Origin of the sequence: Streptomyces sp. NPDC127097, from assembly GCF_042724075.1 — a bacterium.
Lineage (GTDB): Bacteria > Actinomycetota > Actinomycetes > Streptomycetales > Streptomycetaceae > Streptomyces.
In genome coordinates this window covers 52,146-79,014 of sequence record NZ_JBHXFI010000021.1, presented here as the reverse complement: position 1 = coordinate 79,014, position 26,869 = coordinate 52,146, and the positions used below count along the sequence as shown (strand labels likewise).

Annotated in this window: 25 protein-coding genes and 1 riboswitch; of the genes, 15 read left to right on the top strand and 10 right to left on the bottom strand. The window is 72.3% G+C overall.

All coding sequences use genetic code 11. From position 1 onward, the window contains the following. Window positions 1-213: 213 nt before the first annotated feature. Window positions 214-720: a hypothetical protein gene (locus tag ACFWJW_RS18245; protein ID WP_387241817.1), complete on the top strand. Its 507-nt coding sequence runs from the start codon at window positions 214-216 to the stop codon at window positions 718-720. Beyond that, window positions 720-2,036 (top strand): sensor histidine kinase, encoded by a 1,317-nt coding sequence (locus ACFWJW_RS18240; protein WP_387241814.1) that lies wholly within the window; start codon window positions 720-722, stop codon window positions 2,034-2,036. The genes ACFWJW_RS18245 and ACFWJW_RS18240 overlap by 1 nt, the downstream gene beginning before the upstream one ends. Before the next feature lie 166 nt (window positions 2,037-2,202). Here ACFWJW_RS18240 and bcp read toward each other — a convergent pair whose 3' ends face one another. Continuing rightward, window positions 2,203-2,670, bottom strand: coding sequence for a thioredoxin-dependent thiol peroxidase (gene bcp / locus ACFWJW_RS18235; RefSeq protein ID WP_387241810.1), 468 nt, complete (start codon window positions 2,668-2,670; stop codon window positions 2,203-2,205). Window positions 2,671-2,893: 223 nt separating this feature from the next. On the opposite strand from bcp, the gene ACFWJW_RS18230 reads away from it, so the two are divergent. The 3 genes from ACFWJW_RS18230 to ACFWJW_RS18220 all read left to right on the top strand — a co-directional run bounded on the left by ACFWJW_RS18230 (window position 2,894) and on the right by ACFWJW_RS18220 (window position 4,126). Further along, window positions 2,894-3,211 carry a DUF3618 domain-containing protein gene (locus ACFWJW_RS18230; RefSeq protein WP_387241807.1) on the top strand — a complete coding sequence of 106 codons (318 nt, stop codon included), beginning with the start codon at window positions 2,894-2,896 and terminating at the stop codon, window positions 3,209-3,211. Window positions 3,212-3,343: 132 nt separating this feature from the next. Beyond that, on the top strand, window positions 3,344-3,646 hold the full coding sequence (locus ACFWJW_RS18225; RefSeq protein WP_042155576.1) for a co-chaperone GroES: 303 nt from the start codon (window positions 3,344-3,346) through the stop codon (window positions 3,644-3,646). Window positions 3,647-3,708: 62 nt separating this feature from the next. Continuing rightward, window positions 3,709-3,774, top strand: a riboswitch (guanidine-III (ykkC-III) riboswitch). A 31-nt stretch (window positions 3,775-3,805) separates the two neighbouring features. Further along, window positions 3,806-4,126: a multidrug efflux SMR transporter gene (locus ACFWJW_RS18220; RefSeq protein WP_128508467.1), complete on the top strand. Its 321-nt coding sequence runs from the start codon at window positions 3,806-3,808 to the stop codon at window positions 4,124-4,126. 35 nt (window positions 4,127-4,161) lie between these two features. Here the strand turns inward: ACFWJW_RS18220 and ACFWJW_RS18215 are convergent, their stop codons facing one another. Continuing rightward, window positions 4,162-6,360, bottom strand: a complete 2,199-nt coding sequence (locus ACFWJW_RS18215; protein WP_387241803.1) for a transglycosylase domain-containing protein — start codon at window positions 6,358-6,360, stop codon at window positions 4,162-4,164. A 288-nt stretch (window positions 6,361-6,648) separates the two neighbouring features. Here ACFWJW_RS18215 and ACFWJW_RS18210 point away from each other — a divergent pair, with 288 nt between their 5' ends. The 4 genes from ACFWJW_RS18210 (at window position 6,649) to ACFWJW_RS18195 (ending at window position 10,065) form a co-directional block, all read left to right on the top strand. Continuing rightward, window positions 6,649-7,446 carry an ABC transporter permease gene (locus ACFWJW_RS18210; RefSeq protein WP_387241956.1) on the top strand — a complete coding sequence of 266 codons (798 nt, stop codon included), beginning with the start codon at window positions 6,649-6,651 and terminating at the stop codon, window positions 7,444-7,446. An 88-nt stretch (window positions 7,447-7,534) separates the two neighbouring features. Continuing rightward, window positions 7,535-8,299 carry an ABC transporter permease gene (locus tag ACFWJW_RS18205; RefSeq protein WP_387241953.1) on the top strand — a complete coding sequence of 255 codons (765 nt, stop codon included), beginning with the start codon at window positions 7,535-7,537 and terminating at the stop codon, window positions 8,297-8,299. 50 nt (window positions 8,300-8,349) lie between these two features. Continuing rightward, entirely contained in the window at window positions 8,350-9,375 is a 1,026-nt protein-coding gene (locus ACFWJW_RS18200) for an ATP-binding cassette domain-containing protein (RefSeq protein ID WP_387241800.1), read from the top strand. Window positions 9,376-9,384: 9 nt separating this feature from the next. Then, a complete protein-coding gene (locus ACFWJW_RS18195; protein ID WP_387241797.1) occupies window positions 9,385-10,065 on the top strand; it encodes a DUF1707 domain-containing protein in 681 nt (226 codons plus the stop codon). A 55-nt stretch (window positions 10,066-10,120) separates the two neighbouring features. On the opposite strand, the gene ACFWJW_RS18190 is transcribed toward ACFWJW_RS18195, so the two are convergent. Both ACFWJW_RS18190 and ACFWJW_RS18185 read right to left on the bottom strand, forming a co-directional pair. After that, window positions 10,121-11,104, bottom strand: a complete 984-nt coding sequence (locus ACFWJW_RS18190; protein ID WP_387241794.1) for a BtrH N-terminal domain-containing protein — start codon at window positions 11,102-11,104, stop codon at window positions 10,121-10,123. A 141-nt stretch (window positions 11,105-11,245) separates the two neighbouring features. Continuing rightward, on the bottom strand, window positions 11,246-12,556 hold the full coding sequence (locus ACFWJW_RS18185; RefSeq protein WP_387241791.1) for an SGNH/GDSL hydrolase family protein: 1,311 nt from the start codon (window positions 12,554-12,556) through the stop codon (window positions 11,246-11,248). 282 nt (window positions 12,557-12,838) lie between these two features. On the opposite strand from ACFWJW_RS18185, the gene ACFWJW_RS18180 reads away from it, so the two are divergent. From ACFWJW_RS18180 to ACFWJW_RS18165, 4 genes are all read left to right on the top strand, one after another. Further along, window positions 12,839-14,182, top strand: a complete 1,344-nt coding sequence (locus ACFWJW_RS18180) for a DUF445 domain-containing protein (protein ID WP_387241788.1) — start codon at window positions 12,839-12,841, stop codon at window positions 14,180-14,182. 66 nt (window positions 14,183-14,248) lie between these two features. Next, window positions 14,249-15,031 carry a class E sortase gene (locus ACFWJW_RS18175; protein ID WP_387241785.1) on the top strand — a complete coding sequence of 261 codons (783 nt, stop codon included), beginning with the start codon at window positions 14,249-14,251 and terminating at the stop codon, window positions 15,029-15,031. Between the two features lie 32 nt (window positions 15,032-15,063). Next, entirely contained in the window at window positions 15,064-15,297 is a 234-nt protein-coding gene (locus ACFWJW_RS18170; protein ID WP_387241782.1) for a DUF3311 domain-containing protein, read from the top strand. Beyond that, window positions 15,294-16,883: a sodium:solute symporter gene (locus tag ACFWJW_RS18165; RefSeq protein ID WP_387241779.1), complete on the top strand. Its 1,590-nt coding sequence runs from the start codon at window positions 15,294-15,296 to the stop codon at window positions 16,881-16,883. Before ACFWJW_RS18170 ends, ACFWJW_RS18165 begins: the two co-directional genes overlap by 4 nt. Here ACFWJW_RS18165 and ACFWJW_RS18160 read toward each other — a convergent pair. From ACFWJW_RS18160 to ACFWJW_RS18150, 3 genes are all read right to left on the bottom strand, one after another. Beyond that, the gene (locus tag ACFWJW_RS18160; protein ID WP_387241776.1) at window positions 16,861-17,826 is read right to left on the bottom strand and encodes an SCO0930 family lipoprotein; all 966 of its coding nucleotides are present in this window, start codon (window positions 17,824-17,826) and stop codon (window positions 16,861-16,863) included. The two genes, ACFWJW_RS18165 and ACFWJW_RS18160, sit on opposite strands and share 23 nt — an antisense overlap. Before the next feature lie 199 nt (window positions 17,827-18,025). Continuing rightward, window positions 18,026-19,570, bottom strand: a complete 1,545-nt coding sequence (locus ACFWJW_RS18155) for an NADH-ubiquinone oxidoreductase-F iron-sulfur binding region domain-containing protein (protein ID WP_387241773.1) — start codon at window positions 19,568-19,570, stop codon at window positions 18,026-18,028. Then, entirely contained in the window at window positions 19,567-20,319 is a 753-nt protein-coding gene (locus ACFWJW_RS18150) for a hypothetical protein (protein ID WP_387241770.1), read from the bottom strand. The genes ACFWJW_RS18155 and ACFWJW_RS18150 overlap by 4 nt, the downstream gene beginning before the upstream one ends. A gap of 578 nt (window positions 20,320-20,897) precedes the next feature. Between ACFWJW_RS18150 and ACFWJW_RS18145 the strand changes: the two genes are divergently transcribed. Further along, window positions 20,898-21,698, top strand: a complete 801-nt coding sequence (locus ACFWJW_RS18145) for a CdaR family transcriptional regulator (protein WP_018091333.1) — start codon at window positions 20,898-20,900, stop codon at window positions 21,696-21,698. Window positions 21,699-21,962: 264 nt separating this feature from the next. Here ACFWJW_RS18145 and ACFWJW_RS18140 read toward each other — a convergent pair whose 3' ends face one another. The 3 genes from ACFWJW_RS18140 to ACFWJW_RS18130 all read right to left on the bottom strand — a co-directional run bounded on the left by ACFWJW_RS18140 (window position 21,963) and on the right by ACFWJW_RS18130 (window position 26,312). Beyond that, window positions 21,963-23,420, bottom strand: coding sequence for a DUF1996 domain-containing protein (locus ACFWJW_RS18140; protein ID WP_387241950.1), 1,458 nt, complete (start codon window positions 23,418-23,420; stop codon window positions 21,963-21,965). A 215-nt stretch (window positions 23,421-23,635) separates the two neighbouring features. Then, entirely contained in the window at window positions 23,636-24,283 is a 648-nt protein-coding gene (locus tag ACFWJW_RS18135; protein WP_387241766.1) for a DUF4142 domain-containing protein, read from the bottom strand. Window positions 24,284-24,413: 130 nt separating this feature from the next. Then, a complete protein-coding gene (locus ACFWJW_RS18130; protein ID WP_387241763.1) occupies window positions 24,414-26,312 on the bottom strand; it encodes an AMP-dependent synthetase/ligase in 1,899 nt (632 codons plus the stop codon). A gap of 165 nt (window positions 26,313-26,477) precedes the next feature. Here ACFWJW_RS18130 and ACFWJW_RS18125 point away from each other — a divergent pair, with 165 nt between their 5' ends. Continuing rightward, window positions 26,478-26,783, top strand: coding sequence for a DUF6412 domain-containing protein (locus ACFWJW_RS18125; protein WP_387241760.1), 306 nt, complete (start codon window positions 26,478-26,480; stop codon window positions 26,781-26,783). Window positions 26,784-26,869 lie beyond the last annotated feature (86 nt).

Here is a 26,869-nt window from a genome sequence, read left to right as displayed (position 1 = left end):
TCCGGAGAACCGGGGCGGGGCGGTGACCGGGCGGCGGCGGGGCGGCGCCAGAGGGGCGACGGGCCTTGTTACAGGACTGGTACACAGCCGAGTGCCCACCGCAGCGTTGAGGCAATCAGCCTGTGTGGCGGGGACGGAAGAGTGGCGGCGCAGGGCGCGGCATTCGTGTTTGCTGTGGGGGGTACGGGGCGTCGTCCCCGGGAGGAGAGCGTGATGACGGACCGCGAAGGGGCCCGCCGGGTTCGGGGGCGTACCGTGCTGACGGCCTTTGTCGTGGTGACGGCGCTGGCGGCCGGCGGGGTGTGGCTGGGGCAGGCGCCGGGCCGTGCGTCGGCGGTGGACGCCGCGCCGAAGACGTCGGCGGTGCAGGGCGTGAAGGACCGCGGCACGTCGTCCGGGGGGCTGCCGGGGGTCCGGGACTGCGGGCGCGGCAGGCCGGTGACCAAGCCGCATGTGATCACGCTGACCTGCGAGGATGCGGAGATGGTGGCCACCGCGATCGCGTGGAAGTACTACGGTGCGCGGGAGGCTCTGGGGGTGGGTGTGGTGCAGGTGGAGAGGTCGGATGCCGGGACGGGCACGGAGGCCGGGTTCCCGGCCACCTTCCGTCTGCGGGACCCGGAGCGGGTCGGCGGGGAACTGGCCTTCACCGGCCTGGAGGTGACGTACGAGGGGTCCACACCGCTCGGTGACACGACGGAGATGTACACCCTCGCGTGATGGGCATTCGAGGCCGGATCGCGCTGGCCATTTCCTGTATGACCGCGCTGGCCGTGGTGGTGCTCGGGTTCGCCGTGCACCACATAGCGGATGCGGAGCGGGAGCGGTCGGCGCGGGCCTACCAGGACGACCGGCTGAGTTCGGCACTTCAGATCTTCGAGCGGGACGGCACGCTGGCGCTGGGGGCGCAGCTGGACGCCGTGGCCCTGCCGTCGCCGTTGCGGGAGGCGGTGTTCCGGAACCAGTCGGGGACGTATGTCAGCGGTGGTGAGGATCCGCGGGTGTGGGCGGCGACCGGGGTCGGCGGCCGCGACGGCAGCAGGCCGACGCGGTCGCTGTCGGTGTCGGCGGCCTATCCCGATGACGATCCGGCGCAGCTGGCGCTGGACCGGGCGCTGCTGATCGCGGGGTGCGGCACGGTCACGCTGATGGCGGGGGTGTCGTGGTTCGTGGCGCAGCGGCTGTCGCGGCGGCTGCGGCTGAGTGCGGCGGCGGCGCGGCGGATCGCGGCGGGTGCGCCGCCGGACGCGGACGCGCTGGCGAGCAACGGCCGGGACGAGGTGGCCGAGTTGGGCCGCAGCGTGCATCACATGGCGACGTCGCTGGCGGCCCAGGCGCAGGCGGAGCGGGAGTTCACCGCGGATGTGGCGCATGAGCTGCGGACGCCGGTGGCCGGGCTGGTGGCGGCCGCGGAACTGCTGCCGCAGCCGCGGGCGGTGGAGCTGGTGCGGGACCGGGCGCAGGCGATGCGGCGGCTGGTGGAGGATCTGCTGGAGGTGTCCCGGCTGGACGCGGGGGTGGAGCGGGCGGATGTGGACGCCTGTGAGCTGCCGTCACTGGTGCGCGGGATCGTGACGAGGGCGGCGCGGCAGCGCGGGGTCGACGAGGCCGACGAGGTGTCGGTGACGGTGGAGGGGGAGCCGCGGATCGTGGAGACGGACCGGCGCCGCGTGGAGCGGGTGCTGGTGAATCTGCTGGCGAACGCGGCCAAGCACGGCAAGCCGCCGATCGAGGTGGTGGTGGCGGGTGCGCGGATCGTGGTGCGCGATCACGGTCCGGGGTATCCGGCGGAGTTGTGTGCCGAGGGGCCGCGGCGGTTCCGTACGGCCGCGCCGGAGCGGGGGACCGGGCACGGTCTGGGGCTGACGATCGCGGCCGGCCAGGCGGAGGTGCTGGGCGCCCGGCTGGACTTCGGCGCCGCCGCGGACGGCGGCGCCGAAGCCGTGCTGGAATTGCCGGACCATACGGCGACGGTGCCGGGAATGGGTATTCCACTCGCCGAAACCGACAACGGCTCCTGCCCCGGGCCACCCTGACGCGGGGTGCCGGCCGTGCTGGAACTGCCGGACCAGGTGGTGGCACCGGCTTCCGAGGGTGCGTGTCCCTAAGGGCGGCCCCGTAGGGGACGGGCGGGCCCCCTCGGGGCCGTAACGCGGTGGCGGCAGGTGATGTTCCCGGCCGCGGTCTCGTCCGCGGTGGTGGCTACAGCCCCAGGTCCTTGATGATCTTCGCGACGTGGCCGGTGGCCTTGACGTTGTAGAGGGCGCGCTCGACCTTGCCGTCCTCGTCGAGGATGACGGTGGAGCGGATGACGCCGGTGACGGTCTTGCCGTAGAGCTTCTTCTCGCCGAAGGCGCCGTAGGACTCCAGGACCGACTTGTCGGGGTCGCCGAGGAGGGTGACCTTGAGCTCTTCCTTGTCGCGGAACTTGGCGAGCTTCTCCGGCTTGTCGGGGGAGATGCCGATGACGTCGTAGCCGTGGCCGGCGAGGAAGTCGAGGTTGTCGGTGAAGTCGCACGCCTGCTTGGTGCAGCCGGGGGTCAGGGCGGCGGGGTAGAAGTAGACGATGACCTTGCGGCCCTTGTGGTCGGCGAGCGAGACCTGCTTGCCGTCCGCGTCGGGCAGGGTGAAGGCGGGTGCCGTGTCGCCGGGCTGAAGTCGCTCGCTCATGATTCTCCTTCGGTGGGTCCGTACGCCCCGACATTAGCCAGCCGGGGCGCGGAGCGGTGCCGGGGGCGTCCCGGCGCTGCGAAACGGGGGTGCTGTGGGGCGTGTGGGGGGCCGAGCTGACAGACTGTCCATGACGAATCGGCAGTCAGTGGTGTGGCCGGTTCCGTACGGGACCTAGAGTCCGGACCCGTACGCATCGGCGCGAGACGACGGAGGCAGCGCGGTGGCGGAGGCCAGGACCCCGGCGCAGATCGAGGCGGACATCGTCCGCAGGCGGCAGGAGCTCGCCGTCACGCTCGACGAGATCGGTGTGCGGCTGCACCCGAAGACGATCATGGATGATGCGAAGGCCAGGGCGGCGGCCGCCATGGACCGTACGGCGGGGCGGGCCTATGTGGCCGCCAACCGCGCGGTGACGGATGTGCGGGCGCAGCTGGTGTCGGAGGACGGGGTGCCGCGGCTGGAGCGGATCATTCCGGTGGCGGTGATCGGCGTCGCCGTGGTGGGCCTGCTGACGCTGCGGGCCAGGCGGCGTTGCTAGCGGCCGGGCCGATGGGCCGCCGCGGCCGGGCGCGGGGCGGCCCGCGGTGCGCGCCGGGCGGCGCCGGGCAGGTACGGTCATGCCGTGAGCCCGAATAACACCAAGGACACCCACGACAAGCTGCCGATCCGGATGCTGCACGACCGTGTGCTGGTCCGGACGGACATCCCCGAGGGCGAGCGCCGCTCGACCGGGGGCATCGTCATCCCCGCGACCGCGGCGGTCGGCCGCCGCCTGGCCTGGGCCGAGGTGGTCGCGGTCGGGCAGAACGTGCGGACCGTGGAGGTCGGGGACCGGGTGCTGTACGACCCGGAGGACCGGGCCGAGGTCGAGGTGCGCGGGGTCGCGTATGTGCTCATGCGGGAGCGCGATCTGCACGCGGTGGCCGCGGAGCGGCTGGAGGGCGCGGAGGACTCGACCGGGCTGTATCTGTAGCGGGTCCGCCCCGGCCAGGGGTTCTCGCGGGCGGTGACCGGGGTCACCGCCCGTTCCGCTGCCCTTTGCTAGCCTCGGGAGTCACCCGACGAGACGCGCCGTACCGGGTCAGGACAAGACGACGCACCCCTGTTGAAGCTCTTTCGCGGAGGTGCCGTCATGGCCTGGATTCTGCTCATGGTCGCCGGTCTGCTGGAGGTCGGCTGGTCGGTCGGGATGAAATTCACCGACGGCTTCACCCGGCTGTGGCCCAGTGTGTTCACCGGCGCGGGCATCGTCGCCAGCATGCTGCTGCTCTCGTACGCGGCCCGGACCCTGCCGATCGGCACCGCCTACGGCGTGTGGGTCGGCATCGGCGCGGCCGGGGCGGCGGTGGTCGGCATGCTGGTGCTCGGCGAGCCGGCCACCGCGGCCCGGATCTTCTTCATCTGTCTGCTGCTGGTCGCGGTGGTCGGACTCAAGGCGACGTCGGGGCACTGACACCCGGCCGCCACGCAGCGCGCTCCCCGGGTGCCCTAGCCGCTCCACCCCCACCCCATCTGCCGCTCCAGGACATCGCTCTGGGGCTGGACCGTGGGGAAGTCATCGGTGGGGGGTGTGGTCGGCCCGGGCTCGGTGGGGGCGGTCGGGGTGGGGGGTGTGACGGTCGGCCGGGTGGGGCCGCCGGTGGGCGGGACGGTGCCGGTGGGCGCGTCCGTCGGCTCGGTGGACGGGCTGCCCGAGGCGCTGGGCGACGGCGAGTCGCTGCCGGACGGCTCGGGCGAGGACGGCTCCGCGCCCGCCTCCAACTGGAGGTCGAAGTCGCGGACCGGGCGGCCTTCCAGCGCGGCCGCGGTGTAGTCGGCCCAGATCTGGGCGGGGTAGTCGCCGCCGTTGACCCGGGACAGCCCGCCCGCGCCGTACAGGGGCTCCTGTGCGGCGGTCTCCGGGTTCTGGCCCAGCACCGCGACGACGGTGGCGAGTTCGGGGGTGTAGCCGGCGAACCAGGCCGCCTTGTCCTCCTCGGCGGTACCGGTCTTGCCGGCCGCGGGCCGCCCGGCGCCCTGGGCGGCGGTGCCGGTGCCGCCGTCGACGACGCCGCGCAGGATCGCGGTGGTGGTGTCGGCGGCCGACCGGGGGACGGCCCTGGTCTCCTCCCGCTCGGGCAGTTCGATCTCCTCCTCGCCCTTGGTGACCTTGTCGACCAGGGTGTACGGCCGGTGGCTGCCGTGGTGGGCGAAGGTGGCGTAGACCTGGGTCATGTCCAGGACGCTGGGGGTGGCGGTGCCGAGCGAGACGGCGCCCTGGGAGGAGGCGAGGCTGGGGGTGCGGGCGGGGATGCCCAGCTCGACGGCGGTGGCCTTGACCTTGGCGGGGCCGACGTCGATACCCATCTGGGCGTAGACGGCGTTGACGGATTTGTCGGTGGCCTCGGTGACGGTGATCGGGCCGTAGGAGCGGTCGTCCTCGTTGGCGGGGGCGAAGCCGGTGGGGCGGCCGTGACTGACCGTCATCCGCTTGTTGGTGCCGTCGTAGACGGTGTTCGGGGTGATCCGGGTGCCGTCCTGGGTGGTGGAGCCGTGCGCCACCGCGGAGGCGAAGACGATCGGCTTGAAGGTGGAGCCGACCTGGTAGTCCCGGCGGGTGGCGCCGTTGACGTACTGCTTGGCGTAGTCGATACCGCCGTAGAGGGCCACCACCCGGCCGCTCGCGGGGTCGATGGAGGCGCCGCCGGCCCGGACGTAGCGGTCGGCCTTCCGGGAGTCGTCGAGCCGGTCCATCACCCGGGTGTTGACCGCCTTGACGAAGGCGTTCTGGCGCTTCTTGCCGATGGTGGTGGTGATGCGGTAGCCGCCGCCGCGCAGGGTGTCCTCGTCGAGGATGTGGTGGTCGGAGAGGTAGTTCTTGACCGCTTCGACGAGGTAGCCGCGCTGCCCCGAGAGCCCGGGGGAGGCTTTGGCGCGCCGCGTCGCGGGGAACTCCAGCGCGGCCCGCTCGGCGCGGGTGAGCCACTTCTTCTTGACCATGCCGTCCAGGACGTAGTGCCAACGCGCCAGCACCCGCGGCCGGTTCTCGGGGTGGGCGGTCAGGTCGTAGGCGCTGGGGGCGTTGAGGAGGGACGCGAGATAGGCGCCCTGGGCGGTGGTCAGCTGCTCCGCGTCGCGGCCGTAGTAGGACCGGGCGGCGGCCTGGATGCCGTAGGCGTTGCGGCCGTAGTAGCTGGAGTTGAGGTAGCCCTCCAGGATGTTGTCCTTGCTCACCTCGCGGTCCAGCTTGATGGCGATGAAGAACTCCTTGGCCTTGCGGGTGAGGGTCTGTTCCTGGCCGAGGTAGTAGTTCTTCACGTACTGCTGGGTGATGGTGGAGCCGGACTGCTTGCCCTTGCCGGTCAGGGTGTTCCAGGCGGCCCGGACCATCGCGGCGGGGTCGACCGCCGACTCGGAGTAGAAGTCGCGGTCCTCGGCGGCGAGTACGGCCTGCTGGACGGTTTTGGGGATCTGGCTGAGGGTGACGTTCTGCCGGTTGACCTCACCGTCGTGGGCCAGCTCGGAGCCGTCGGAGTAGAGGTAGATGTTGCTCTGGGCCTTGGCGGCGCTGTTCGCCGGCGGGATGCCGACGAGCAGATAGCCGGCGATCATCCCGCCGACGACGAGCAGCAGGAACAGCAGCCCGGTGCCCAGCACCGTGCGCCAGGTGGGGATGACACGGCGCCAGCCCGTGCGTTGTCCGCTCATGTCGGTATGGACTCCTCGGCCGCCGCCGGAGGTTGTACTGCGACGGACGGTGTCGTGTCGGGGGGTGCGCGCGGTACGCCGGGAGAGCAACTGCCGCACACGGGGAAACTCTCGCATCATGCGCACCGGTCAGCGGAGGTGGCGCGCACCGCGGACCGCCACCTGACCGGCTGAATGGCGCCCACGGCTCACCCGAAGCGGTGATAATTCGATGGTGCCCGCCGCGCCCGCGACTTAGGCTCCGGTGCTTTGCGCGTCCGACGAGAACGGGGCTGGGGGGAACGCGGCGTGGTGTACGCGGCGGTGGCGGCCGGCAGCTTCCGGCGGTACGCCACCTATCGGATCGCCACCGTGGCGGGGGTGTTCACCAACACCGTCTTCGGCTTCATCGTCGCCTACACGTACATCGCGCTGTGGGACGAACGGCCGCATCTGGGCGGCTACGGCCAGGCGCAGGCGCTGACCTTCGTCTGGACCGCGCAGGCGCTGCTGGCCACCGCCGCGCTGATGGGCAGCGGGGGGCTGGACGAGCTCCAGGAGCGGATCCGTACCGGCGATATCGCGGTGGACCTCTACCGGCCGGCGGATCTCCAGCTGTGGTGGCTGGCCGCTGATCTGGGGCGGGCCGGGCTCCAGCTGCTCGGCCGCGGGGCGGCGCCGATGGCGGTGGGCGCCCTGGCCTTCCCACTGGCGCTGCCCGGCGATGCGCTGACCTGGGGCTGTTTTCTGCTGTCGGTGCTGTTCGGGGTGCTGGTGAGTTTCGCGCTGCGGTACCTCGTCGCGCTGGCGTCGTTCTGGCTGCTCGACGGTTCGGGGCTGGCCCTGATCAGCGGGCTGGCCTGCCTGTTCTTCACGGGGATGGTGCTGCCGCTGCGGGTCTTCCCCGGCGGGTTCGGGGAGGCCGTCCAGCTGCTGCCGTGGGCGGCGATCCTTCAGGTGCCGGCCGATGTGCTGATGGGGGTCCGCAGCGGCGACGGGCTGGTGCGGGGGCTGGTGTTCCAGGCGGGGTGGGCGGGGGCGCTGCTGGCGCTGGGCCGGCTGGTGCAGTCGGCGGCGACCCGCAAGGTGGTGGTGCACGGTGGCTAGCGGGCGGACGGCGGCGCCGGGCCGGGGCGGGCGCGGGCGGGCGGCGGAGGCGGCGTGGGGACTGGCCGCGTACGGGCTGATCGTCCGGATGTGGGTGCGCTCCACCCTCGCCTACCGGACCTCGTTCGTGATGATGGCGGTCGGCAGCTTCGCCGCCAACGGGCTGGACTTCGTGGCGATCATGCTGATGTTCTCGCAGATCGAGGCCCTCGGCGGCTTCTCGTTGCCCGAAGTGGCCTTCCTGTACGGGACGTCAGGGATGGCGCTGGGCCTGGCGGACCTGCTGCTGGGCAGCATCGAGGGGCTGGGCCTGCGGATCAGGGACGGCACCCTCGACACCCTGCTGCTGCGCCCCGTACCGGTCTTCGCGCAGATCGCGGCGGACCGCTTCGCGCTGCGCCGGGTGGGCCGGATCACCCAGGCGCTGCTGGTGCTCGGCTGGGCGCTGCCCCGTGTCGAGGTGGACTGGACGGTGGGGCGGGTGCTGATGGTGCCGCTGATGGCGGTGTGCGGCACGGCCATCTTCGCGGCGGTCTTCACCGCCGGGGCGGCCTTCCAGTTCTGGGCGCAGGACGCGGCCCAGGTGCAGCACTCCTTCACCTACGGCGGCAACGCGCTGCTCCAGTACCCGCCGACGGTGTTCGCCAAGGAGCTGGTGCGCGGGGTCACCTACCTCGTCCCGCTGGCCTTCGTGAACTGGCTGCCCGCGCTGCGGCTGCTGGGCCGGCCCGACCCGCTGGGGCTGCCGGGCTGGGTGGACTTCCTGGGGCCGGTGGTGGCGGGGCTGATGTGTGCGGGGGCCGGGCTGGCGTGGCGGCTGGGGTTGCGGGGATACCGGAGCACCGGCAGCTGAGGGCGCCGCACGGGGCGGGCCGCGAACGGGACGACGAAGGAGTGGGTGGGATGAGCGGTACGGCCGACGCGGAGCAGCTGATCGAGGCCGAGGGCGTCGAGAAGGTCTTCTCGGTGCGGCGCAGGGCGGGCCGGCTGCGGCGGGTGCGGCAGGAGGTCCGGGCCGTGGACGGGATCTCCTTCCGGGTGCCGCGCGGCGAGATGGTCGGCTACATCGGGCCGAACGGCGCCGGGAAGTCCACCACCATCAAGATGCTGACCGGCATCCTCGTCCCCAGCGGCGGCCGGCTGCGGATCGCCGGCATCGACCCGGCGCGGGAGCGGACCCGGCTCGCCCGCCGGATCGGGGTGGTCTTCGGGCAGCGCACCACGCTGTGGTGGGACCTGCCGCTCAAGGACTCCTACGAGCTGGTGCGGCGGATGTACCGGGTCCCGGACCGCACCTACCGCGCCAACCTGGAGCGCTGTGTCGAACTGCTGGACCTGGGCCCGCTGCTGACCGTGCCCGTACGGCAGCTGTCGCTGGGTCAGCGGATGCGCGGCGATATCGCGGCGGCGCTGCTGCACGACCCCGAGGTGCTGTATCTGGACGAGCCGACCATCGGCCTCGATGTGGTCAGCAAGGCGAAGGTGCGGGAGTTCCTGCGCGAGGTGAACGCCGAGCGGGGCACCACGGTCCTGCTGACCACCCATGACCTGACCGACATCGAGCAGTTGTGCCGCCGGGTGATGGTCATCGACCACGGTCGTCTGGTGTACGACGGCGGGCTCGACGGGCTGCGGGCGGCCGGCGGCGGCGAGCGGACGCTGGTGGTGGACCTGGCGCGGGAGCTGCCGCCGATCGAGGGCGTGCCGGGCACCCGTACGGTCCGGGTGGACGGGCCCCGGCAGTGGCTGGCGTTCCCGGCGTCGCGGAGCGCGGCGCCGCTGGTCGCGGCGGTCGCCGCACGCTATCCGCTGGTGGATCTGTCGGTGCGGGAGCCGGACATCGAGACCCTGATCGCGGAGCTGTACGCGGGCGGGGGCACGCGGTGGGATGTCGCGGAGGACGGCGGCAATGCGGGCGGCGCCCTCTAATGTGTCCGTATGACTGAAGACCTCCCGGAATTGCGCGCTTCCGACACCGACCGTGAGCGGGTCGCCGAGATCCTGCGGGACGCCGTGGCGGAGGGGCGGCTGGCGATGGAGGAGTTCGACGAGCGGCTGGACGCGGCCTACCGGGCGCGCACCTACGGGGAGTTGGAGCCGCTCACCGCCGACCTCCCGGTGGCCGCGGCGGCCCCGGCGCCGCTGTCGCTGCGCAAGGAGAGCGGTGCGCCGGCGCGGTGGTCGGAGCGGATCGTGAGCGGCACGGACGGTTCCGCGGCGGGCGTCGGCATCCTGGGCGGTTTCCAGCGCAAGGGCCGGTGGACGATCGGGCGCCGCTTCACGGCCGTCGGCATCATGGGCGGCGGGGAGATCGACCTGCGCGAGGCGAACTTCGCCGGCCCGGAGATCGTGATCACCTGCTGGGCGCTCATGGGCGGGGTGCAGATCGTGGTGCCGCCGGGCCTGGATGTCGACGTCCGCGGGCTCGGCATCATGGGCGGTTTCGACGCGCGGGAGGACGGCGCACCGGCCGAGCCGGGCGCGCCCCGGGTCGTCGTCAAGGGCCTGGCACTGATGGGCGGCGTCAGCGTCGAGCGCAAGCTGCCCAAGGCCGAGCGCCGCCGGCTGAAGGAGGAGCGGCGCCGCCTCAAGGAGGACGGGCGCAGGGAGCTGGACTAGGGCGTGGCCGGCGGACCCTTGTGACCGTCTCGGACAGGCCCCTGGAGGTATTGCCCTAGAGCATGCTCAGCGCCTGCATCGCCTCGCGTTCGACGCGCGCGAGCTCGTGGAGGAGGGCGGCGGCCCGCGTGAGGTTCTCTGCGTCGCCGGACTCGCCTGCCGCCGTGAGGAGTGCGGCCACCTGTGTCCAGAGGGCGGCGGCCTCGCTATAGAGGCGGTGGCCGGTGCGCAGGTGGCCGCTGTCGGTCAGCTGGGCGCACTCGGCGAGGAAGTCCCGGTAGAGATTGCGGAACAGGGCGCCGCCGGTGCCGGCCCGCTCCATGAGGACGGCGGCCCGTGGCAGGTCCTCCCGCGGACTGCCGCTGCGCTCCAGCCACTTCGGCACCTGCCTAGCGGTCTTCTCGATGCCCCGGTGGCCCAGGTTCGCGATCGGCGGGTTCAGGAAGGCGTCGGCGCAGGTCTTGATCGCGGGGATGATCCGGTCCTGAGGTGACGTCAGGTTGCCGGGCGCGGTGAGGGTGAAGGACCGGTGCCTGGCGGTCATCGGGCCGCGCTCCGCTCGGGCCCTGGCCAGGGCGGCGAGGCCGGTCGAGACGGCTCCGCCCTGCGGGGCGGTGTCCACCAGGTAGGCGTCCTGCTCGTCGTAGCCGTACATGGCCACGACGTGCCCACCGAAGTGCACCTTGGTGCTGAAGTAGTCCAGGTGGTAGCTGTCGAGCTGAAGGCCGACCGGTCGGCCGGCGTCGAGGGGTGCCGCCACGTTCTGCCACGCCTTGCGCGGGGACGTGGTCTCCGCGACCAGCAGCTCCAGCCCGAGTACCGCGGCCAGGTTCCTGGTGAGCTCGAACGGCTTGACCCGGCCTCCCAGGAAGGGAAAGCCCATGCTTTTGCTGTCCCAGTAGATGAAGGACAGCCCGGAGCCGAGCCCGAACAGCATGGGCTCGGACAGGTCGAGTCCCTCATGCCGCAGCAGCACGCCCAGCGTCGTCGTCTCGCAGTGCTGCATCCCGCGGGCATCGATGTTCTTCACCATGGCCATGCCGCTCAGTCTCCTCCCGCACCGGACGACGCCGCCGCGGAGGGGTGTGCCGGACCACCGCCTCCCCGGCGGATCGCACCGGGCCCGCCGCCCCGCCGCCCGCGCGGGCCGAATTCGGGGCGGCCGTCTGCTCCGTTGGGGTTACAGCGCGGCGGGGGCCGCCTGCCTGAGGTGCGGGAGGTTCACGGCGTAGGCCATCGCCCGGAAGCCCTCGTCGCTCGGGTGGAGGTGGTCACCGGAGTCGTACTCGGGGCGCAGCCGCCCCGGCGACGCCGGGTCCCGCAGCGCCTTGTCGAAGTCCACGACCTCGTCGTAGACGCCGCCGGAGCGGATGATCCGGTTGACCTGTTCGCGGACCGAATTCAGCTGGGTGGAGTAACCGCGGTGTCCCCCGAACGGCGTCAGGGTGCTGCCGGTGACGCGCAGCCCGCGGGCGTGCGCCTCCCGGACGATCTGCCGCATCCCGCCGACGATCTTCTCCGGGTCGAGCTGGCGCGGGGTCTTGAACAGGTCGTTCAGCCCGATCTCGACGATCACCGCCTTCACGCCCGTACGGGACAGCGCATCGCGCTCCAGGCGGGACAGCACACTGGGCCCGTTGTTGGGCGAGAACCGGGAGCCGTTGACCAGCAGCCGGTTGCCGCTGATGCCCTGGTTGAGGACGCCGTAGCGGGGCGCGCCGGGCTCGGTGCGCAGCCGGGCGGCGAGGAAGTCCGTCCAGCGGTGGTTGGCGCCGGCCGTGGAGGTGATGCCGTCGGTGATCGAGTCGCCGATGGCGACGACCGAGCCGCGGGCCTGGGTGCTCCACACGTCCACGCCCGTCAGATACCGCCAGTACGGGCTCTGCTCGGTGTAGGCGGCGCCGGTGGCGTCCTCGGCGCGGTCGCCGCGCGCCAGGTAGGAGGTCTGCCGGGCGTACGGGTGGTAGGTGGCGGGGCCCGAGGGCGACGGCGAGTACGTGGTGACCAGCAGGTCCGCGTCGCCGGGCACCTTCAGCCGGGCCGGGTCGCTGGTGACCGCGCCGCCCGCCGGGATGGTCACCGCGGGCTTCCCGCCGAACGACAGCCGCCGCATGGTGCCGCTCGCGGCGGTGGGGTTGCTGGGGGCCGCGGCCAGCGCCAGCGAGGCGTGGCTGACCACCAGCGGCCGGGTGCCGTAGAGGTTGGAGAGCTGGATGCGGACGCCGGAGCCGCCGACGCTGGTGTGCACGACATTGCGTATCGACATGCCCGCGTAGCCGTTCAGGGTGCCGGGCTCGGCGGCCGCCGCGGCCGCCGACCAGGTGCCGACCCACTGTCCGGAGACCGCGGGGGCCGCGGGGTCACGTGGCTTGTGTGAGGAGGTGCCCGGACCGCCGTCCTCGCCGCCGAAGCCGACGAATATCGCGGTCGAGATCAGTACCACCACTGCTGCCAGACCGGCGAGCAGGGAGTAACCCACACTTTTCTTCATGCGGGAGGGGTCTCCTGGGTAAAGCGGAGCAGCACGCTCCGGGCGGGCAAGGGCAGCGGATGATCAGCGGCACCGTTGCGGTCCGATCGGTCCTTCATGATCCCACGGACCTCGGGGGCGCCGCCCGGCGCCCCGTTCGATGCCTCCACGGCATGGACGCGGGGAACTCGTGGTTCGTTCCAGGAGTAGGTCACAGTGGGACTACGGCCGGAACGGTGGCCGGCGTGCGGAGCAGGATAGGCCGTAGGGACGGTGGGGGGCACGGTGGGAGCGGTGGAGCGGATGGAACGGACAGAAGCGGACACGGCACCCGATACGGGGCGGGCGCCGGTGGCGGGCGCGGCGTCCCCCGGGCCGGCCGGCGGGTTCGTCCTCGGTGTCGCCGACGAGGAGCGCCGGCGCGCGGTGCGCCGGATGAAGACCCTGGCCACCGGCCTGCTGCTGGCCGTCGCCGTGGTCTATGTGCTGGCGAAATGGGCCGGATCAGCCGGGGCGGGCGGCTGGACCGGGTTTGTCGCGGCGGCCGCGGAGGCCGGGATGGTCGGCGCGCTGGCCGACTGGTTCGCGGTCACCGCACTGTTCAAGCGGCCGATGGGGCTGCCCATTCCGCACACCGCGATCATTCCCACCAAAAAGGACCAACTGGGTCAGAGTCTGGGGGATTTCGTCGGGGAGAACTTCCTCTCCGCCGACGTCGTCCGCCGCCGGCTGCGCTCGGTCGGCATCGGCCGGCGGCTCGGCGGCTGGCTCGCCGAGCCCCGCAACGCCGACCGGGTCACCGAGGAGGTGTCCACCGCGCTGCGCGGCGCGCTGACCGTGCTGCGCGACTCCGATGTACAGGCGGTGGTCGGTGAGGCGATCACCCGCCGGGCGCACGCCCAGGAGATCGCGCCCGGTGTCGGCACCCTGCTGGACAAGGTCGTCGCGGAGGGCGGCCACCGCCGGGTGGTGGATCTGGTCGTCGCCCGCGCCCACGACTGGCTGGTCCTGCACGCCGACTCCGTGATGACCGCAGTCTCCGGCGGCGCACCGGGATGGACCCCGCGGTTCGTCGACCGCAAGGTGGGCGACCGGGTCTACAAGGAGCTGCTGCGCTTCGTCACCGAGATGCGGGACATGCCCGAGCACCCGGCGCGCGGGGCGATCGACCGTTTCCTGCGGGACTTCGCGGACGATCTGAAGTCCGACCCGCAGACCCGGGCCAAGGTCGAGCGGCTCAAGTCCGAGGTGCTGGGGCGCAGCGAGGTGCAGGACCTGATCGCCTCGGCCTGGGGCTCGGTCCGCGCGATGATCGTCGCCGCCGCCGAGGACGAGCGCAGCGAACTGCGGCTGCGGGTCCGGGCCGCGCTGCTGTCCCTGGGCCGGCGGCTGGCCGAGGAGGAGCGGCTCCAGGACAAGGTGGACGGCTGGCTGGAGGGCGCGGCCGTCTACGTGGTGACGACCTATCAGAGCGAGATCACCTCCCTGATCACGGACACCATCGCGGGCTGGGACGCCGAGCACACCTCCCGGAAGATCGAGGCGCACATCGGCCGGGACCTCCAGTTCATCCGCATCAACGGCACCGTCGTCGGCGCGCTGGCCGGACTGTGCATCTACGCCGTCTCGCACGCCTTCGGCGGCTGACCCCCGCCGCCCGCCGGGCCGTGCGCGGCTCTGGAGACCTGCGCCCGCAGGGCTTACGGTGCCCGCGTGCGGGAGCGGATACCGGTAGTCGTGCAGGGGCGGCGCCCCCGTCGCTCCGGTGCCGTGCGGGCGCTGTGGACGGGCGCGGAGCTGGCGGTGACGCTCGGCGCCGTCCTGCTGCTGCTCGTCGTGCACCAGCTGTGGTGGACCAACCGTCAGGCGCAGCACGCGGCGCGGGACACGGTGGGCCGGCTGGAGCGGCAGTGGGACGCCCGGCCGCCGGCACCCGGCCCGGACCCGGCGCCGGAGGACGGCCGCACCGGCGCGCGGGCCGCGCAGAGCGCCCCGCCGGCCGGTCCGCCCGGCCGCGCCGGGAGCCGCACACCGGCACCGCCGGAGGAGCTGGCGTACGCCGTGCTGCGCATCCCCCGGATCGGGCTCACCGCCCCCATCGCCCAGGGCGTCGGCAAGGCCGCGGTCCTCAACCGGGGCTATGTCGGCCACTATCCGCACAGCGCGCGGCCCGGCCGGGCCGGCAACGCCGCGCTGGCCGGGCACCGCAACACCCACGGCGAGCCGTTCCGCCGGCTCGACCGGCTGCGGCCGGGCGACACCGTCCTCGTCGACACCGCCGAGGCCCGCTACACCTATGCCGTGCGGCGCACCCTGCCGCGCACCACGCCCGGCGACGGCACGGTCCTCGCCCCGGTCCCGTACAGCAGCGTGCACCCCGGCTACCGCTTCACCGCGCCGGGTGCCTATCTGACGCTGACGACCTGCACGCCGGAGTACACGTCCGCCTACCGGCTGGTGGTCTGGGCCGAGTTGCGGTCGACACGGCCCAGGTGACGGCGGGGGCCGGTCGCCTAGGCTCTCGCCTCATGCGAAACCAGACCCCCGGCGGCCGGTCCCCGGGTTCGAGAAGGCGTCCCGCGCTGCTGTGGCTGCTGTTGCCGTATGCGCTGTTCCTGGTGGCGCTGCCGCTGGTGAACCGGGTGACGCCGACCGTGCTCGGGCTGCCGTTCCTGTTCTTCTGGATGCTGCTGGCCACGCTGGCCACCCCGCTCGCGGTGTGGCTGGCCCGGCGCGGCGACCGCGCGCGGGGGCGGATATGAACGCCGCCGTCTCGACCACCGTCTTCGGCGCCTTCATGGTGCTCACCGTCGTCCTCGGCCTGCTCGCGGTGCGGCGCAAGGGCACCGAGAAGGGGCGGCCGGCAGGGCTGTCGGAGTGGTCGGTGGGTGGCCGGAGTCTGGGCACGGTGTTCATCTGGGTGCTGATGGCCGGCGAGAGCTATACGAGCTTCAGCTACCTCGGCGCGGCCGGCTGGGGCTACAACTCCGGTGCCCCGGTGCTCTATGTGCTCGCCTACATGTCCTGCGGCTATGCGCTGGGGTACGTCGTCGGGCCGATGCTGTGGGCCTACGCCCGCCGGCACGGCCTGGTCGGGATCACCGACATGATCGCGCACCGCTACCGCGCGCCCTGGCTCGGGGCCGCGGTCGCCCTGCTCGCCACGGTCTGTCTGCTGCCGTACATACAGCTCCAGATCACCGGCATGGGCGTGGTCGTCTCCACCATTTCCTACGGCGCCATCAGCATCGACTGGGCCTATTTCCTCGGCTTCGCGGTCACCACCGGCTTCGTGGTGATCAGCGGGCTGCGCGGCAGCGCCTGGGTCTCGGTGCTCAAGGACGTCCTCGTCATCGGCACCCTCGGTTTCCTCGCGGTCTATGTGCCGCTGCACTACTTCGACGGCTACGGGCCGTTCCTGGACCGGCTCGTGGCCGAGAAGCCGCAGTGGCTGACCTTCCCCGGGCACGACTCGGGGGGACTGGGCCAGGTCTGGTTCGTCACCACCACCCTCGTCAACTCCCTGACCGTGGTGATCTTTCCGACGACGGTGGCCGGCTATCTCGGTGCCCGCAACGCCGAGGCGCTGCGCCGCAACGCGCTGTACCTCCCGTTCTACAACGTGCTGTTGTTCGTGCCGATGCTGCTGGGGATGGCGGCGCTGTTCGTGGTGCCCGGTCTGAGCGGTGCGGACTCCAATCTCGCGCTGTTCAGGATGGTGGTGGACTCCCTTCCGGCCTGGGCCGTGGGGCTGGTCGGGGTGGCCGCCGCTCTCTCCTCCATCGTGCCGATGGCCGTGTTCATGCTGGTCATCGGCACGATGTGGGGGAGGAGCGTGCTGGGCGCGATCCCCCGTCTCAACAAGGGGGCGGCCGGGGCGGCTTCCGGGGACGGCGGGGGAGGGTCGGCGGGCGGACGGCAGAAGCTGTGGTCGCAGCTGGTCGTGGTGGTGGCCGGGGCCCTGGCGCTGCTGCTGACCTACACCGCCCCCGACACCCTCGTCCGGCTGTCCCTGATTTCGTACGAGGGCATGGCGCAGCTCGTGCCGATGCTGCTGCTGGGGCTGGTGTGGCGGCGGCTGACGCTGCACGCCGCGGTGAGCGGCCTGGTGGCGGGCTTCACGCTGGTCTGTGTCCTGGTCTTCGGGGGACACGACCCGGTGTGGGGGATGAACGCGGGGATCGTCGGGCTCGCCGTGAATGTGGCGGTGGCGCTCGCGGTCACCTGGCTGGGGCCGCGCGCCGCGGACGAGAGGCCGGACGCCGAGGTGCTGGCGCTGGACGACGAGTTCCCGCGGGAGGGTGTGCCGTCGGGGGACGGGCGGCTCAGCCCTCCGGTGTCGTCGTGATCTTCTTGCCCTCCTTGGAGACCGCGAACCACAGGCCCATCTTGCCCTGGCCGTTGATGTCACCGGGCTGCTCGTCGCCGGTGAACCAGTAGACGGGCCAGCAGTCGACGGCCAGCTGGCGGGTGCCGTCGGGGCGGGTGACGGTGGAGATGAGCTTGGGGGCGATGCCGTTGAGCTTGGAGCGGTCGGCGGGCTTGGCGGGCTTCCAGGTGTCCAGGCAGGCGTCGTTGCAGCCGAACTTCATCGGCCAGGCGCTGTCCTTGTTGAAGCGGTAGAGGGTGCGGCCCTTGCCGTCGACGAGGATGCCGCCGAGGTCGGGGTGGTTGAACACCGAGACGTCCGCGGGCTCCTGGGCGCCGGCCTTCTTGCCGTCGGGGGCCAGCGCGTTCCAGGTGCCGCCGACGCCCTGGCCCTTGGTGTCACCGGCCTGGGTGTCCTTGATGTAGCGGTAGGCGGGCCAGCCGGCGATGGTGAGCTGCTTGACGCCGTCGGCGCGGGTGACCGAGCCCAGCTTGCTCTTGTCGATGCCGGACGGGGCGTTGGCGCCGTCGGCGGGGACCGGCGGCCAGGTGGTGGCGCAGGACCCGTTGCAGTTGGACTTGGCGGGGTCGGGGGTGTCCTTGTCGAAGCGGTAGAGGGTCATGCCCTTGGCGTCGGTCACGATCGTGCCGATCTTGGCGTCCTGGCTCAGTTTCAGCTTCCCGGCGGCGGCGGCCTTGGGGGCCTTGCCGGCGGCGTCGGCGCCGCCCGCCTGGCCGCCGGAGCCCGAGCCGCCGCCCGAGGAGCCGTAGCCGTAGTCGCTGGTGCCCTGGCCGGCGGGCTGGACGTTGTCCGCGCTGGTGGTGCCGGGGGCGCTCTGGGTGCCGCTGCTGCCGCAGGCGGTGGTCAGCGCCAGGGTGGCGACCGCCGCGGCCGCGAGCGCCGCACGACGTCGATTGATCATGATGTCTCCTCTGCCGGTGGGTGGTTCCGTCGTTGCTGAGGTGGTGACCGCGTTGCCGTCCGGTCGCCCGTTCCGATCCGGTCGGGTCCGGGCCGGGCGACGGCGGGGTGCCGTCGCCCGGGGAATACGCGCTCCGGGGGGCCGGGCGTTCAACGGCGCCGAAGAATTTTCTCCGGGCGCAAAAGCCCTGCCCCGTACGTCAGTTGCCGCCCTGTACCCGCATCGCCAGCGCGGGGCAGCGGCGCACCGCGAGCTGGGCGCGGCGCCGCATCCGGGCCGGCAGCGGCATGCTGGCGGACTGCGGATAGCCGTCCGCGCCGAGTTTCACGACGCCGGGCACGACATCGGCGCACAGGCCGTGGCCGCGGCACAGCGTCCAGTCGATCAGCAGCCGTTCCTGCGGCGGCGCGGCCGGCCGCGCCGGGGCGGGCGCGGGGGCGGTGACCGCCAGCGGCGGGTTCCCGGTGACCGGCAGGGCACCGGTCACCGGGCGGCCGCAGCCGAAGCCCTTCGCATGCCGCTCGAACTCCTCGGGGAAGGACCGCAGGGCCGAGGCGACGAAGCGTGAGGTGCCGTCAGGATGGCTGCACGCGCCGCGCTTCTCCACGGCCCGCATCCGGGTCTGTACGGCCTCCAGGGCGGCCTCCCCGCCGCCCCGTACGGCGCGGTCGAGCTGGTCGGCGAGCGCGGGCAGGCCCAGCACGCAGGGGCCGCACTGGCCGGCCGACTCGGCGGCCATCCACTGGGCGACACGGACCGTCTCGCCCGCCGGACAGGTGTCGTACGGGATCGGCAGCACCGCCCCGGCGCCGAGCACCGCGTTGTACTCGGCCAGCGACTCCTTCGACAGGTTCGCGGTCAGTGCGTCGGCCGGGGACACGAAGGTGCCGTGGTAGCCGCCGATCAGCACGCCCTGCCCCTGGTCCATCCCGCACAGCGCCAGGACCCGGGCCAGCGAGACGCCGTAGGGGACCTCGACCACCCGGCTGCCGGCGACCGTCAGCAGCAGCGTGCCGGGCTCGGTGGGCAGGCCCGCGGTGCGGTAGCCGAGCGCGCCGAGGCGGGCGGCCACCGCGAGCTGGGCGTAGGTCTCGGTGTTCGACAGCAGGGTCGGCACACCGTTCAGTCCGCGCTCGCTGGAGCGGATCTTGCGGCCGGAGGGCAGCCCGGGGCCGCCGCCCAGCCCGTTCGTCATGGCCGAGCCCTCGCCGGTGACGAACCGCTCGGTGAGCAGGGTGACCCGTAACGTCGGCCGGACCGGGCCGCGTTCGTCGATGGCCCGCTGCACCGAGCTCAGCACGTCCGTACGGGTCACCCCCAGGGCGACCTCCTGTGCGCCGAGCGCGTCGGCGGCCAGCAGCGCGCCGTCGAGCACCAGATGCGGGGCGTGCAGCAGCAGCGCGGTGTCCTTGAGGCAACTGGGCTCGCCCTCGCTGCCGTTGACGACCACCGCGCCCTTGCCGTCGGCCCGCTTCATCCCGTCGATGACCGCGGTCAGCTTGCGGGCGAAGGGGAAGCCCGCGCCGCCGCGGCCGCGCAGATCGATGTCCTCGGCCAGCGCCACCAGCTCCTGAGGGGTGAGCTGGGGGAGACTGCCGTGCCGGGACAGGTGGGCCACCCGGTCCATGCGGGGTATCTCGTCGAGGCCGGCCAGCAGCCGCGGCGGCCCGAAGGACGCCAGCGTCGGTACGGGCTCCGCCTCGGCGAGGGCCGGCAGCAGTTGGGTGGGGGCGGGGGCGGTCATGGGAGTTCTCCTGTGTTCCTGCGTGCGTCGCGCAGCCGCAGGGCGAGTCGTACGGCCACCGCCGTGAGGCAGATGGCATATCCGGCGACGGCCCAGCCGGCCGCCGCGCGCCCGGACTTGAGGCCGTGCACCAGGGCCAGGCCCCAGGCGAGGTAGGCGCACATGTGCAGCGCCCGCCACCAGCGGGCGCCGGACAGGCCGGTGAAGGCGCCGCGTACCGCGCCGGTCACCGCGACGGCGATGAACGTGTAGGCGGCGAGGGTGCCGAGGCCGATGAGGCCGGGCCGGGCGCCGTCGGTGAAGGGCACCGCGGCGGCCGTGGCGCCGGTGTGCCCCTCGGCGATCTTCACCCAGATGTGCAGGCCGAGGAAGCCGAGTCCGGCGACCGCGGTGCCGCGGTGCACGGCCTGGGCGAGCAGCCGGTGCCCGGAGTGCAGCACCATGCGGTCGGTGGCGGCCAGGCCCCACAGCACGGTGACCGACAGCGAGACCAGCGCGAGGACTCCGGCGCCGAAGTCCAGGAAGCGCATCAGGGTGTCCGCCGCGCCGGAGTGCAGCGTGACGGCGAGGAAGAGCAGCAGTGCGGCCGGAAGCGCCGGACGGAGTACGGCGGTTCCGGCGAAACCGCCTCCAGGGGCCCGCCGGTCCGGCGGGCCGGGTTCGCTCGGAGGGCGCCGGGGGCGGGGCACTGAAGGCGAGGGCCGGGCACGGTGTGCGGCGCGGCGGCTCTGCAAACGCGGTGCGGACATCGGACCTCCCGGTGTCGGGGCACGGGTGCGGGATGCGAATTTCTATGAAATCTCCCGGGGGCGGTATTTGCCCGGGGCTTTTGTTCGGGTGACCCCCGGTAACACTAAACATTCTGTGACCGGGCGGATACGCAGGGCCGTAATCCGGATGTGCAAAAGCATCTCCGAACGTGTTCAGGCTTTCGTAAGGTTTATCGCGCTGTGACAAATTCCTGCACTGGCATCGCGGTCGCGCGGGGGGACTCCGGATGATGCCGACTCAGGCGCACGGGGGGGCGCCAATCCCCTGTACCAGCCGCATCCCCGCCAGGATCGAGGTAGCGATGTGTGATCTCCTGAACCGCATCTGGTCGCGTCCCCGCGGCGAGTGGAACCGGGTAGTGAGAAATGAACTCCCGGATCTCGCCGAGAAGTTGGTCGCGGAGTTGCAACGCGGATTTCCCGCATTGTCCGCACTTCTCGGGGATACTCCCGTAGAAGACGCACATTGGGCGCTTGAACAGGCCATGCTGACAGTTCTGGGGTACCAAAAAGAGTCGGAAAGTAAACCTCCGGCAGTACCCTCAGTTGTCACTCCGATGCCGGTGGCCCGGGCCCGCCAGGACCTGTTCGACGTGCTCGCCGGCCAACGTGAGGTACCCGAGGAGGGATTGCACGAGCTGGCCCGCGCGGCGGGCTGGCCGGTGCCCGACACCCTCCAGGCCGTCGTGCTCGCCACCCCCGCCGAGGCGCCCCAACTCGCCGCGGCGCTGGGGCATGCCCTCATCGGCAATGTCGAGGGCTACACCTGTCTGTTCGTCCCCGACCCGGCCACCCAGACCCGGGCCCGCCTGGAGGCGGCGCTCAAGGGCCGCCCGGCGGCGGTCGGGCACGTGGTGCCGGCCACCGACACGGCGTCCTCGCTGCGGTGGGCCCGGTATCTGCTGACGCTGGCCCCGAGCCGGGTCGGCCCGGAGTCGCGGCCCGCGTTCGTCGACGACCATCTCTCGGCGCTGCTGCTGCTCCAGGACGAGTCGCTGGCGGACGCGCTGACGTCCCGCTGGCTCGGCCCGCTGGAGGAGCTGACGCCCCGGCAGAGCGAACGGCTCGAAGTCACGCTGCTGGCGTGGCTGGAGGGCGGAGGCGCCCCCGAGGCGGCCAAGCTGCTGCATGTGCACCCGCAGACGGTCCGGTACCGCCTGCGCCAGATCGAGAAGCTCTTCGGTCCGGTGCTGCGTGATCCGCGTACCCGCTTCGAGCTGGAGATGGCGCTGCGCAGCCGGCGTCTGATGGCCCATGTCCGCAGCTACCGCGCACGGGCCGGCCGCCGCGCCCGCGCCGTCGCGTCCTCCATACGCCCCCTCGGCATGGCCCGTGAGGCCCGCGTCAACGGCCTTTGAGGGACCGACGGATGAACCACCGCGCCCCTTGAGCTGACCGCCGGCCGGTCCGACGACGCACCGCCGGCACCACGCCCCTTCGGCGCAGAACAGTGGCCCCGCCCCGGGAATCCGGGACGGGGCCACTGCGTTGTCGGATCCAGGGGGCCCATCGGCCCCTTAGGGGACGTCTCCCCCAAGGGGCCTCAGGGCCGCCTGCCTCAGGGCCGCCTGCCTCTCAGGGCCGTAGCCCTCAGGCCCGTAGCCCTCAGGCGCGCCGGCCCGTCAGGTGCATTCCTGGCCGTTGTTGATGCAGTCGACGGCCTTGCTCATCAGGTCGTCCGGCATCACGTTGATGAAGTCACCGTGGTCGGTCACCGGTTTGTGCAGCTGTTCGGGGAAGCTGTCCACCGCGAAGCTCTGGCCCTGCGGGACGTCGTAGGTGATCCGCTGGACGAGCTGCGGGACCGCCTCGAAGCCTTGCGGGCAGTTGCCGTTCTGGTCGGAGAACGCCATGTGGTCGCGGTGGTTGCCGCTGTCGATGTCCCGGCCGTTCCAGCAGTTCTGGAACGCGAAGGTGCGCACGACCTGCGAGCCCTGGGGGCACAGCGGGTACTTGTCCTTCAGCTGCCGGTCCTCGAAGCCGGTGCAGCTCCAGGAGGCGTTGGCGTTCTTGGTGCCGTTGGTGAACGCCTTGGCGTCGCCGGTGATGATCTTCAGGAAGCGCGGCATCGCCCGGACCTGGCCGGACTGGCTGCCCCGGAAGGTCAGGGTCACCGTCGCCGGCGTCAGCGTCGTGCCGACGTTGGCGTCCTGCGCGGCGCCCGGCTTCTGCTCCGCGTTCCCGTCGAGCTTGCGCAGCACCGGCCAGTAGTGGGTGGACTGGTCGCCGTTGTCGCAGGTGGTGTCGGAGGCGGCGAGCTTGTTGTCGTCGGCGAAGGCGTCGGTGGCCTTGTTGCCGACGTAGTCGTGGGTGTGGTGGGCGCCGTTGCTGACGCCCGGCGTCACGATGACGTTGTCGGAGTTGAAGTGGCCGTCCTCATTGCGGCCGCACTCGGTGACGAAGGTGCCGGTCGAGGCGTTGTCGCCCTGGGGGGCGGCGAACGGCGGGGCGTCCGCGTTCGGCTGGACGTTGTTGATGTCGACGAAGTCGTCGGGGGACGGGCCGCCCTGCTGGCCCTGCTGCTGCCCGCCGTCCTGCGCCTGGCCCGGGTCCTGGCCCTGCACCTGACCGGGGTCCTGGGTCTGGCCCTGGGTCTGTCCCTGCGTCTGGTTCTGCGGGGTCTGGCCCTGGTACCAGCCGTCCTGCACGGACTTCGTGGAGTCGTTGCCGCCCGCGCCGGCGCCCTCGGTGACGGGCTTGGTGGTGCAGCCGCTCATCTTGAGCAGGTAGCTGGGCCGTTTGGCGTCCTTGGCGATCGCGGTGACCATCATCCTGATGGTCCGCTGCCGCTTCTCCTTGAGCCCGGAGAGGACGCTGGTGCCGTCGCCCGACATGCTGTGGTACGCGTCGTGCACCTGCTTGTCGAGCGCCGACAGCCCCTTGGAGACCGGGAGCTTGGCGCTGCGGGGCACCTGGCGCAGCCGCTCGCCCACATCGGGGCAGGAGAGGGTGAAGGCGCTCGCGGTGTGCTGGGAGTGGCCGGCCATCGCGTCCGGTGTGCTGTTGCCGGCCAGCGCCGTGGTGGCGTAGGCGGCCAGGCCACCGCCGCCCAGCAGCAGGGCGGTGGCGCCGATCAGCATTCTGTTCGTCAAACGCGAGCGTTTATGGGCTTGTTGCCGTTGCCTCATGAGATCACTTCGCTTCGTCCGATGTGAGGGGTGTCGGTTGGTGCGGGTGTCGTTTCTTCCGGGTCGCGGGTGGTGGTGGGCGCGGGGCGTCCCCCGCGGTGGGCGGGGGAGTCCGCCGCCGTCCGGGCCGCCGACCGCGCCGCCGTGACATGCCGGGGCTCCGTGGCCTAGCTGCTGTGCAGCGTGTCGAAGTCGACGCCACCGGTCTTCTCCAGCGCCGTGATGTGGCTCAGGACGACGTCGTTGGCGCGGTTCGCCAGGGAGCGCACCATCGAGTTCTTGGTCTGGTCGCGGACCAGGGCCACCAGGCCGAAGACCTTGCCGTGGGCGCGGCGCAGCAGCTCGGCGAACGTCGGGGCGAACTCGTCGCCCTGGGCGGCGTTCATCTGCGCCAGCCAGCCCTGCTGATCGGTGTTGGGCTGGTTGGGCAGGGAGATGCCCAGCGCCCGGCCGGCCTCGATCGACCGCCGGTCCAGTTCGGTGTGCCCGGCGACGAGAATGGCGCCCGCCTTGCGGACCGCCGCGGTCTGCCCGCGTTCCTGCGCCTGGCGGCCCGCGGGCAGTTCCCACAGGCCGGCCAGTCTGACCTTGCGCACGAAGTCCCGGTCCATGGCGGTCAGCGGACCGTAGCGGGTGTTCACCGTGCCACCGCCGTCATCGTCGTAGGTGACGGTGTTGGTCGCCGCGGATGCCGTCTCACCGAAGAGCTGGACGGGCAGCAGCAGCGCCGCGAGCGTGGCCACGAGCGCGGCCACGACCAGTCCGGTGGCGATGGTCCGCCCGGATGTTGCGGAATTGCTGAGGATGGACCGCACACGGCCTCCCGGTTCGTCACTACTGGAATGCCACCGGACGTTAAGTGCCGTGACGGGCCCGCGGTCGCGGGTCCTCACCCCTGGACAAATAACGGCCGGGCCCGTCCAGAGGTTGGCCTGCCCTGCGCTCTCAGCGCGCGTACAGCCCCGCCGCCGCCCATCTGCGCCGGTCCTGGCGGGTCTCGGGCTCCTCACGCTGTCCCTGGGCGTAGAGGGCGTCGATCTCGGCCGCGTACCGCCGTACGATCGCCGCCCGCCGCAGCTTCAGCGACGGCGTCACCAGCCCGGCCTCCTGGCTGAACTCGCCCGGCAGCACCCGAAAAGCGCGGATCGACTCGGCCCGGGACACCGACGCGTTCGCCCGGGCCACCGCCCGCCGCACCTCCGCCTGGAGCTGCTCCTCCGGCGTCGGCGCCGCGCTGTCGGCGCCCGGCTCCTCGCGCAGGTGGTGCCAGTGCTCCAGGGCCTCCGGGTCCAGCGTGATCAGCGCGGTCACATACGGCCGGTTGTCGCCGACCACCACGCACTGCGAGATCAGCGGATGGGCGCAGAGCCGCTGTTCCAGCCCCTGCGGGGCCACGCTCTTGCCGTTGCTGGTGATGATGATGTCCTTCTTGCGGCCGGTGATGACGAGATAGCCGTCCTGGTCCAGGTGCCCCAGGTCGCCGGTCGCCAGCCAGCCGTCGTACAGCCCGCTGTCCGCTGCGCCGTCCTCGTCGAGATAGCCGGCGAAGACCACCGCGCCGCGCACCCACACCTCGCCGTCCAGCGCCAGATGCACCGCGCTGCCCGGCAGCGGCATGCCCACCGTCCCGAAGCGCACCCGGCCGGGCGGCTGTACGGTGATCGCGCCGCTGGTCTCGGTCAGGCCGTAGCCGTCGTAGACGGTGATCCCGGCACCGGCGAAGAGCAGTCCCAGCTCCCGCAACAGCGGTGAGCCGCCGGAGACCGCGGTGCGCACCCGGCCGCCCAGCAGCTCCCGGATGCGGGAGTACACCAGCCGGTCGTAGAGCGCGTGCCGGGCCCGCAGGAACGGGTCGGGGCCGCGCCCGGTGCCCTGCGCCTCCGCCGCGAGGGCCTCCGCGTAGCGCACCGCCACCGTCATCGCCGCGTCGAACGTCCGCCGCCGGCCCGCCTGTTCCGCGGCCTGCCGGGCGCGGGCGCAGATCTTCTCGAAGACGTACGGCACCGCGAACAGGAACGTCGGACGGAACGAGGCGAGCGCCGGCAGCAGTTCGTCCGAGGTGACATCGGGCTGATGGGCGAGCTTCACGCCGCCGCGCAGACACGCCACCTGCACCATCAGCCCGTAGATGTGCGCGAACGGCAGGAAGGCCAGCAGCGACGGGCGTTCGCCGGGCGCGGCCAGCAGCCCGCCCCAGCCCGCGTAGAGGGTGTCGCACCCCGCGGCGAGATTGGCGTGGGTGATCACGCAGCCGCGCGGGCGGCCGGTGGTCCCCGACGTGTACACGATCGCCGCGATGTCCCGCGGGCTGACCGCGTGCCGCAGCCGGTGCACATCGGCCTCGGTCAGCCGGGTGCCCTCCTCCGTCAGCCGCCGGACGCAGTCCAGGTCCAGCTGCCACAGCCGGCGCAGCATGGCCCGTGCGTCGCAGGCTTCCGCCACGGTCATCGCCTGTGCCTCGTTCTCCACGACGATCGCGGTGACCTTCGCCCCGGTGAGGATGCAGCGCAGCTGCTCGGCCGAGGCGGTCGGGTAGACCGGGACGAGCTGCCCGCCGATCGCCCACAGCGCATAGCTGAACAAGGTCCACTCGTAGCGCGTACGGGACATCAGCGCGACCCGGGTGCCGGGCCGTATCCCGTCCGCCAGCAGCCCCCTGGCCAGGGCCATGACCTGGTCACGGAAATCCGCCGCCGATACCTCCTGCCAGTCGCCGGGTGTGTGGTCGTCACGGCGGGCGAGCTGAGCGAAATCCGGCTGGTGGGCGGCGGTGTCGAAGACGGAGTCGGCAAGACCGCCGCTCCGTAGTGGAGCCGCCAGGGCCGGGACGCTGATGTCGCGCACAGCACCTCCTAGGTGTTCCCCCTTGATTTCCCCCTGCTTCCCGCCGCCCCCGACGGCAGAGAGGGCGCAAGCTACCGGCCGGTCTCCCGGCTGCCCAGAGGTGTGGCTACTCTTGAGCGGAAGACGACAAGTCTTGAGGACCGAACAACCTGAGGAGGGCGCCGGATGTACCGCATCGTCGACGCATGGCGCCTGTACACCTCGTCGCTGCTCTTCGTCCTCGCCGGCTTCCTGCTCACCCAGACCGGTCTGACCACGGCCCTGACCGCCGCCGCGACCACCACCGCGCTGCTGCTCCTGTGCCGCGCCTTCCTCATCGCGGCCTGCGCGCGGCCGGTACCACCGGGCCGGATCCGTACGGCCATCCGCGACCGCGAGCGGCGTACCGCCTTCCTGCCACAACGTGATCCCGACGCGGCCGGCCGCCCGCGCCCCCGAGCACCGGGCCGTCCCCTCCCGACGGCCGCGTAGGCGCTCCGGTCCGGTCCCCGTACCGCTCGTTCCGCGTCCGCGCGGCTCGTCACGCCGAATCCACATCCCGGCACGACGAGACCCGT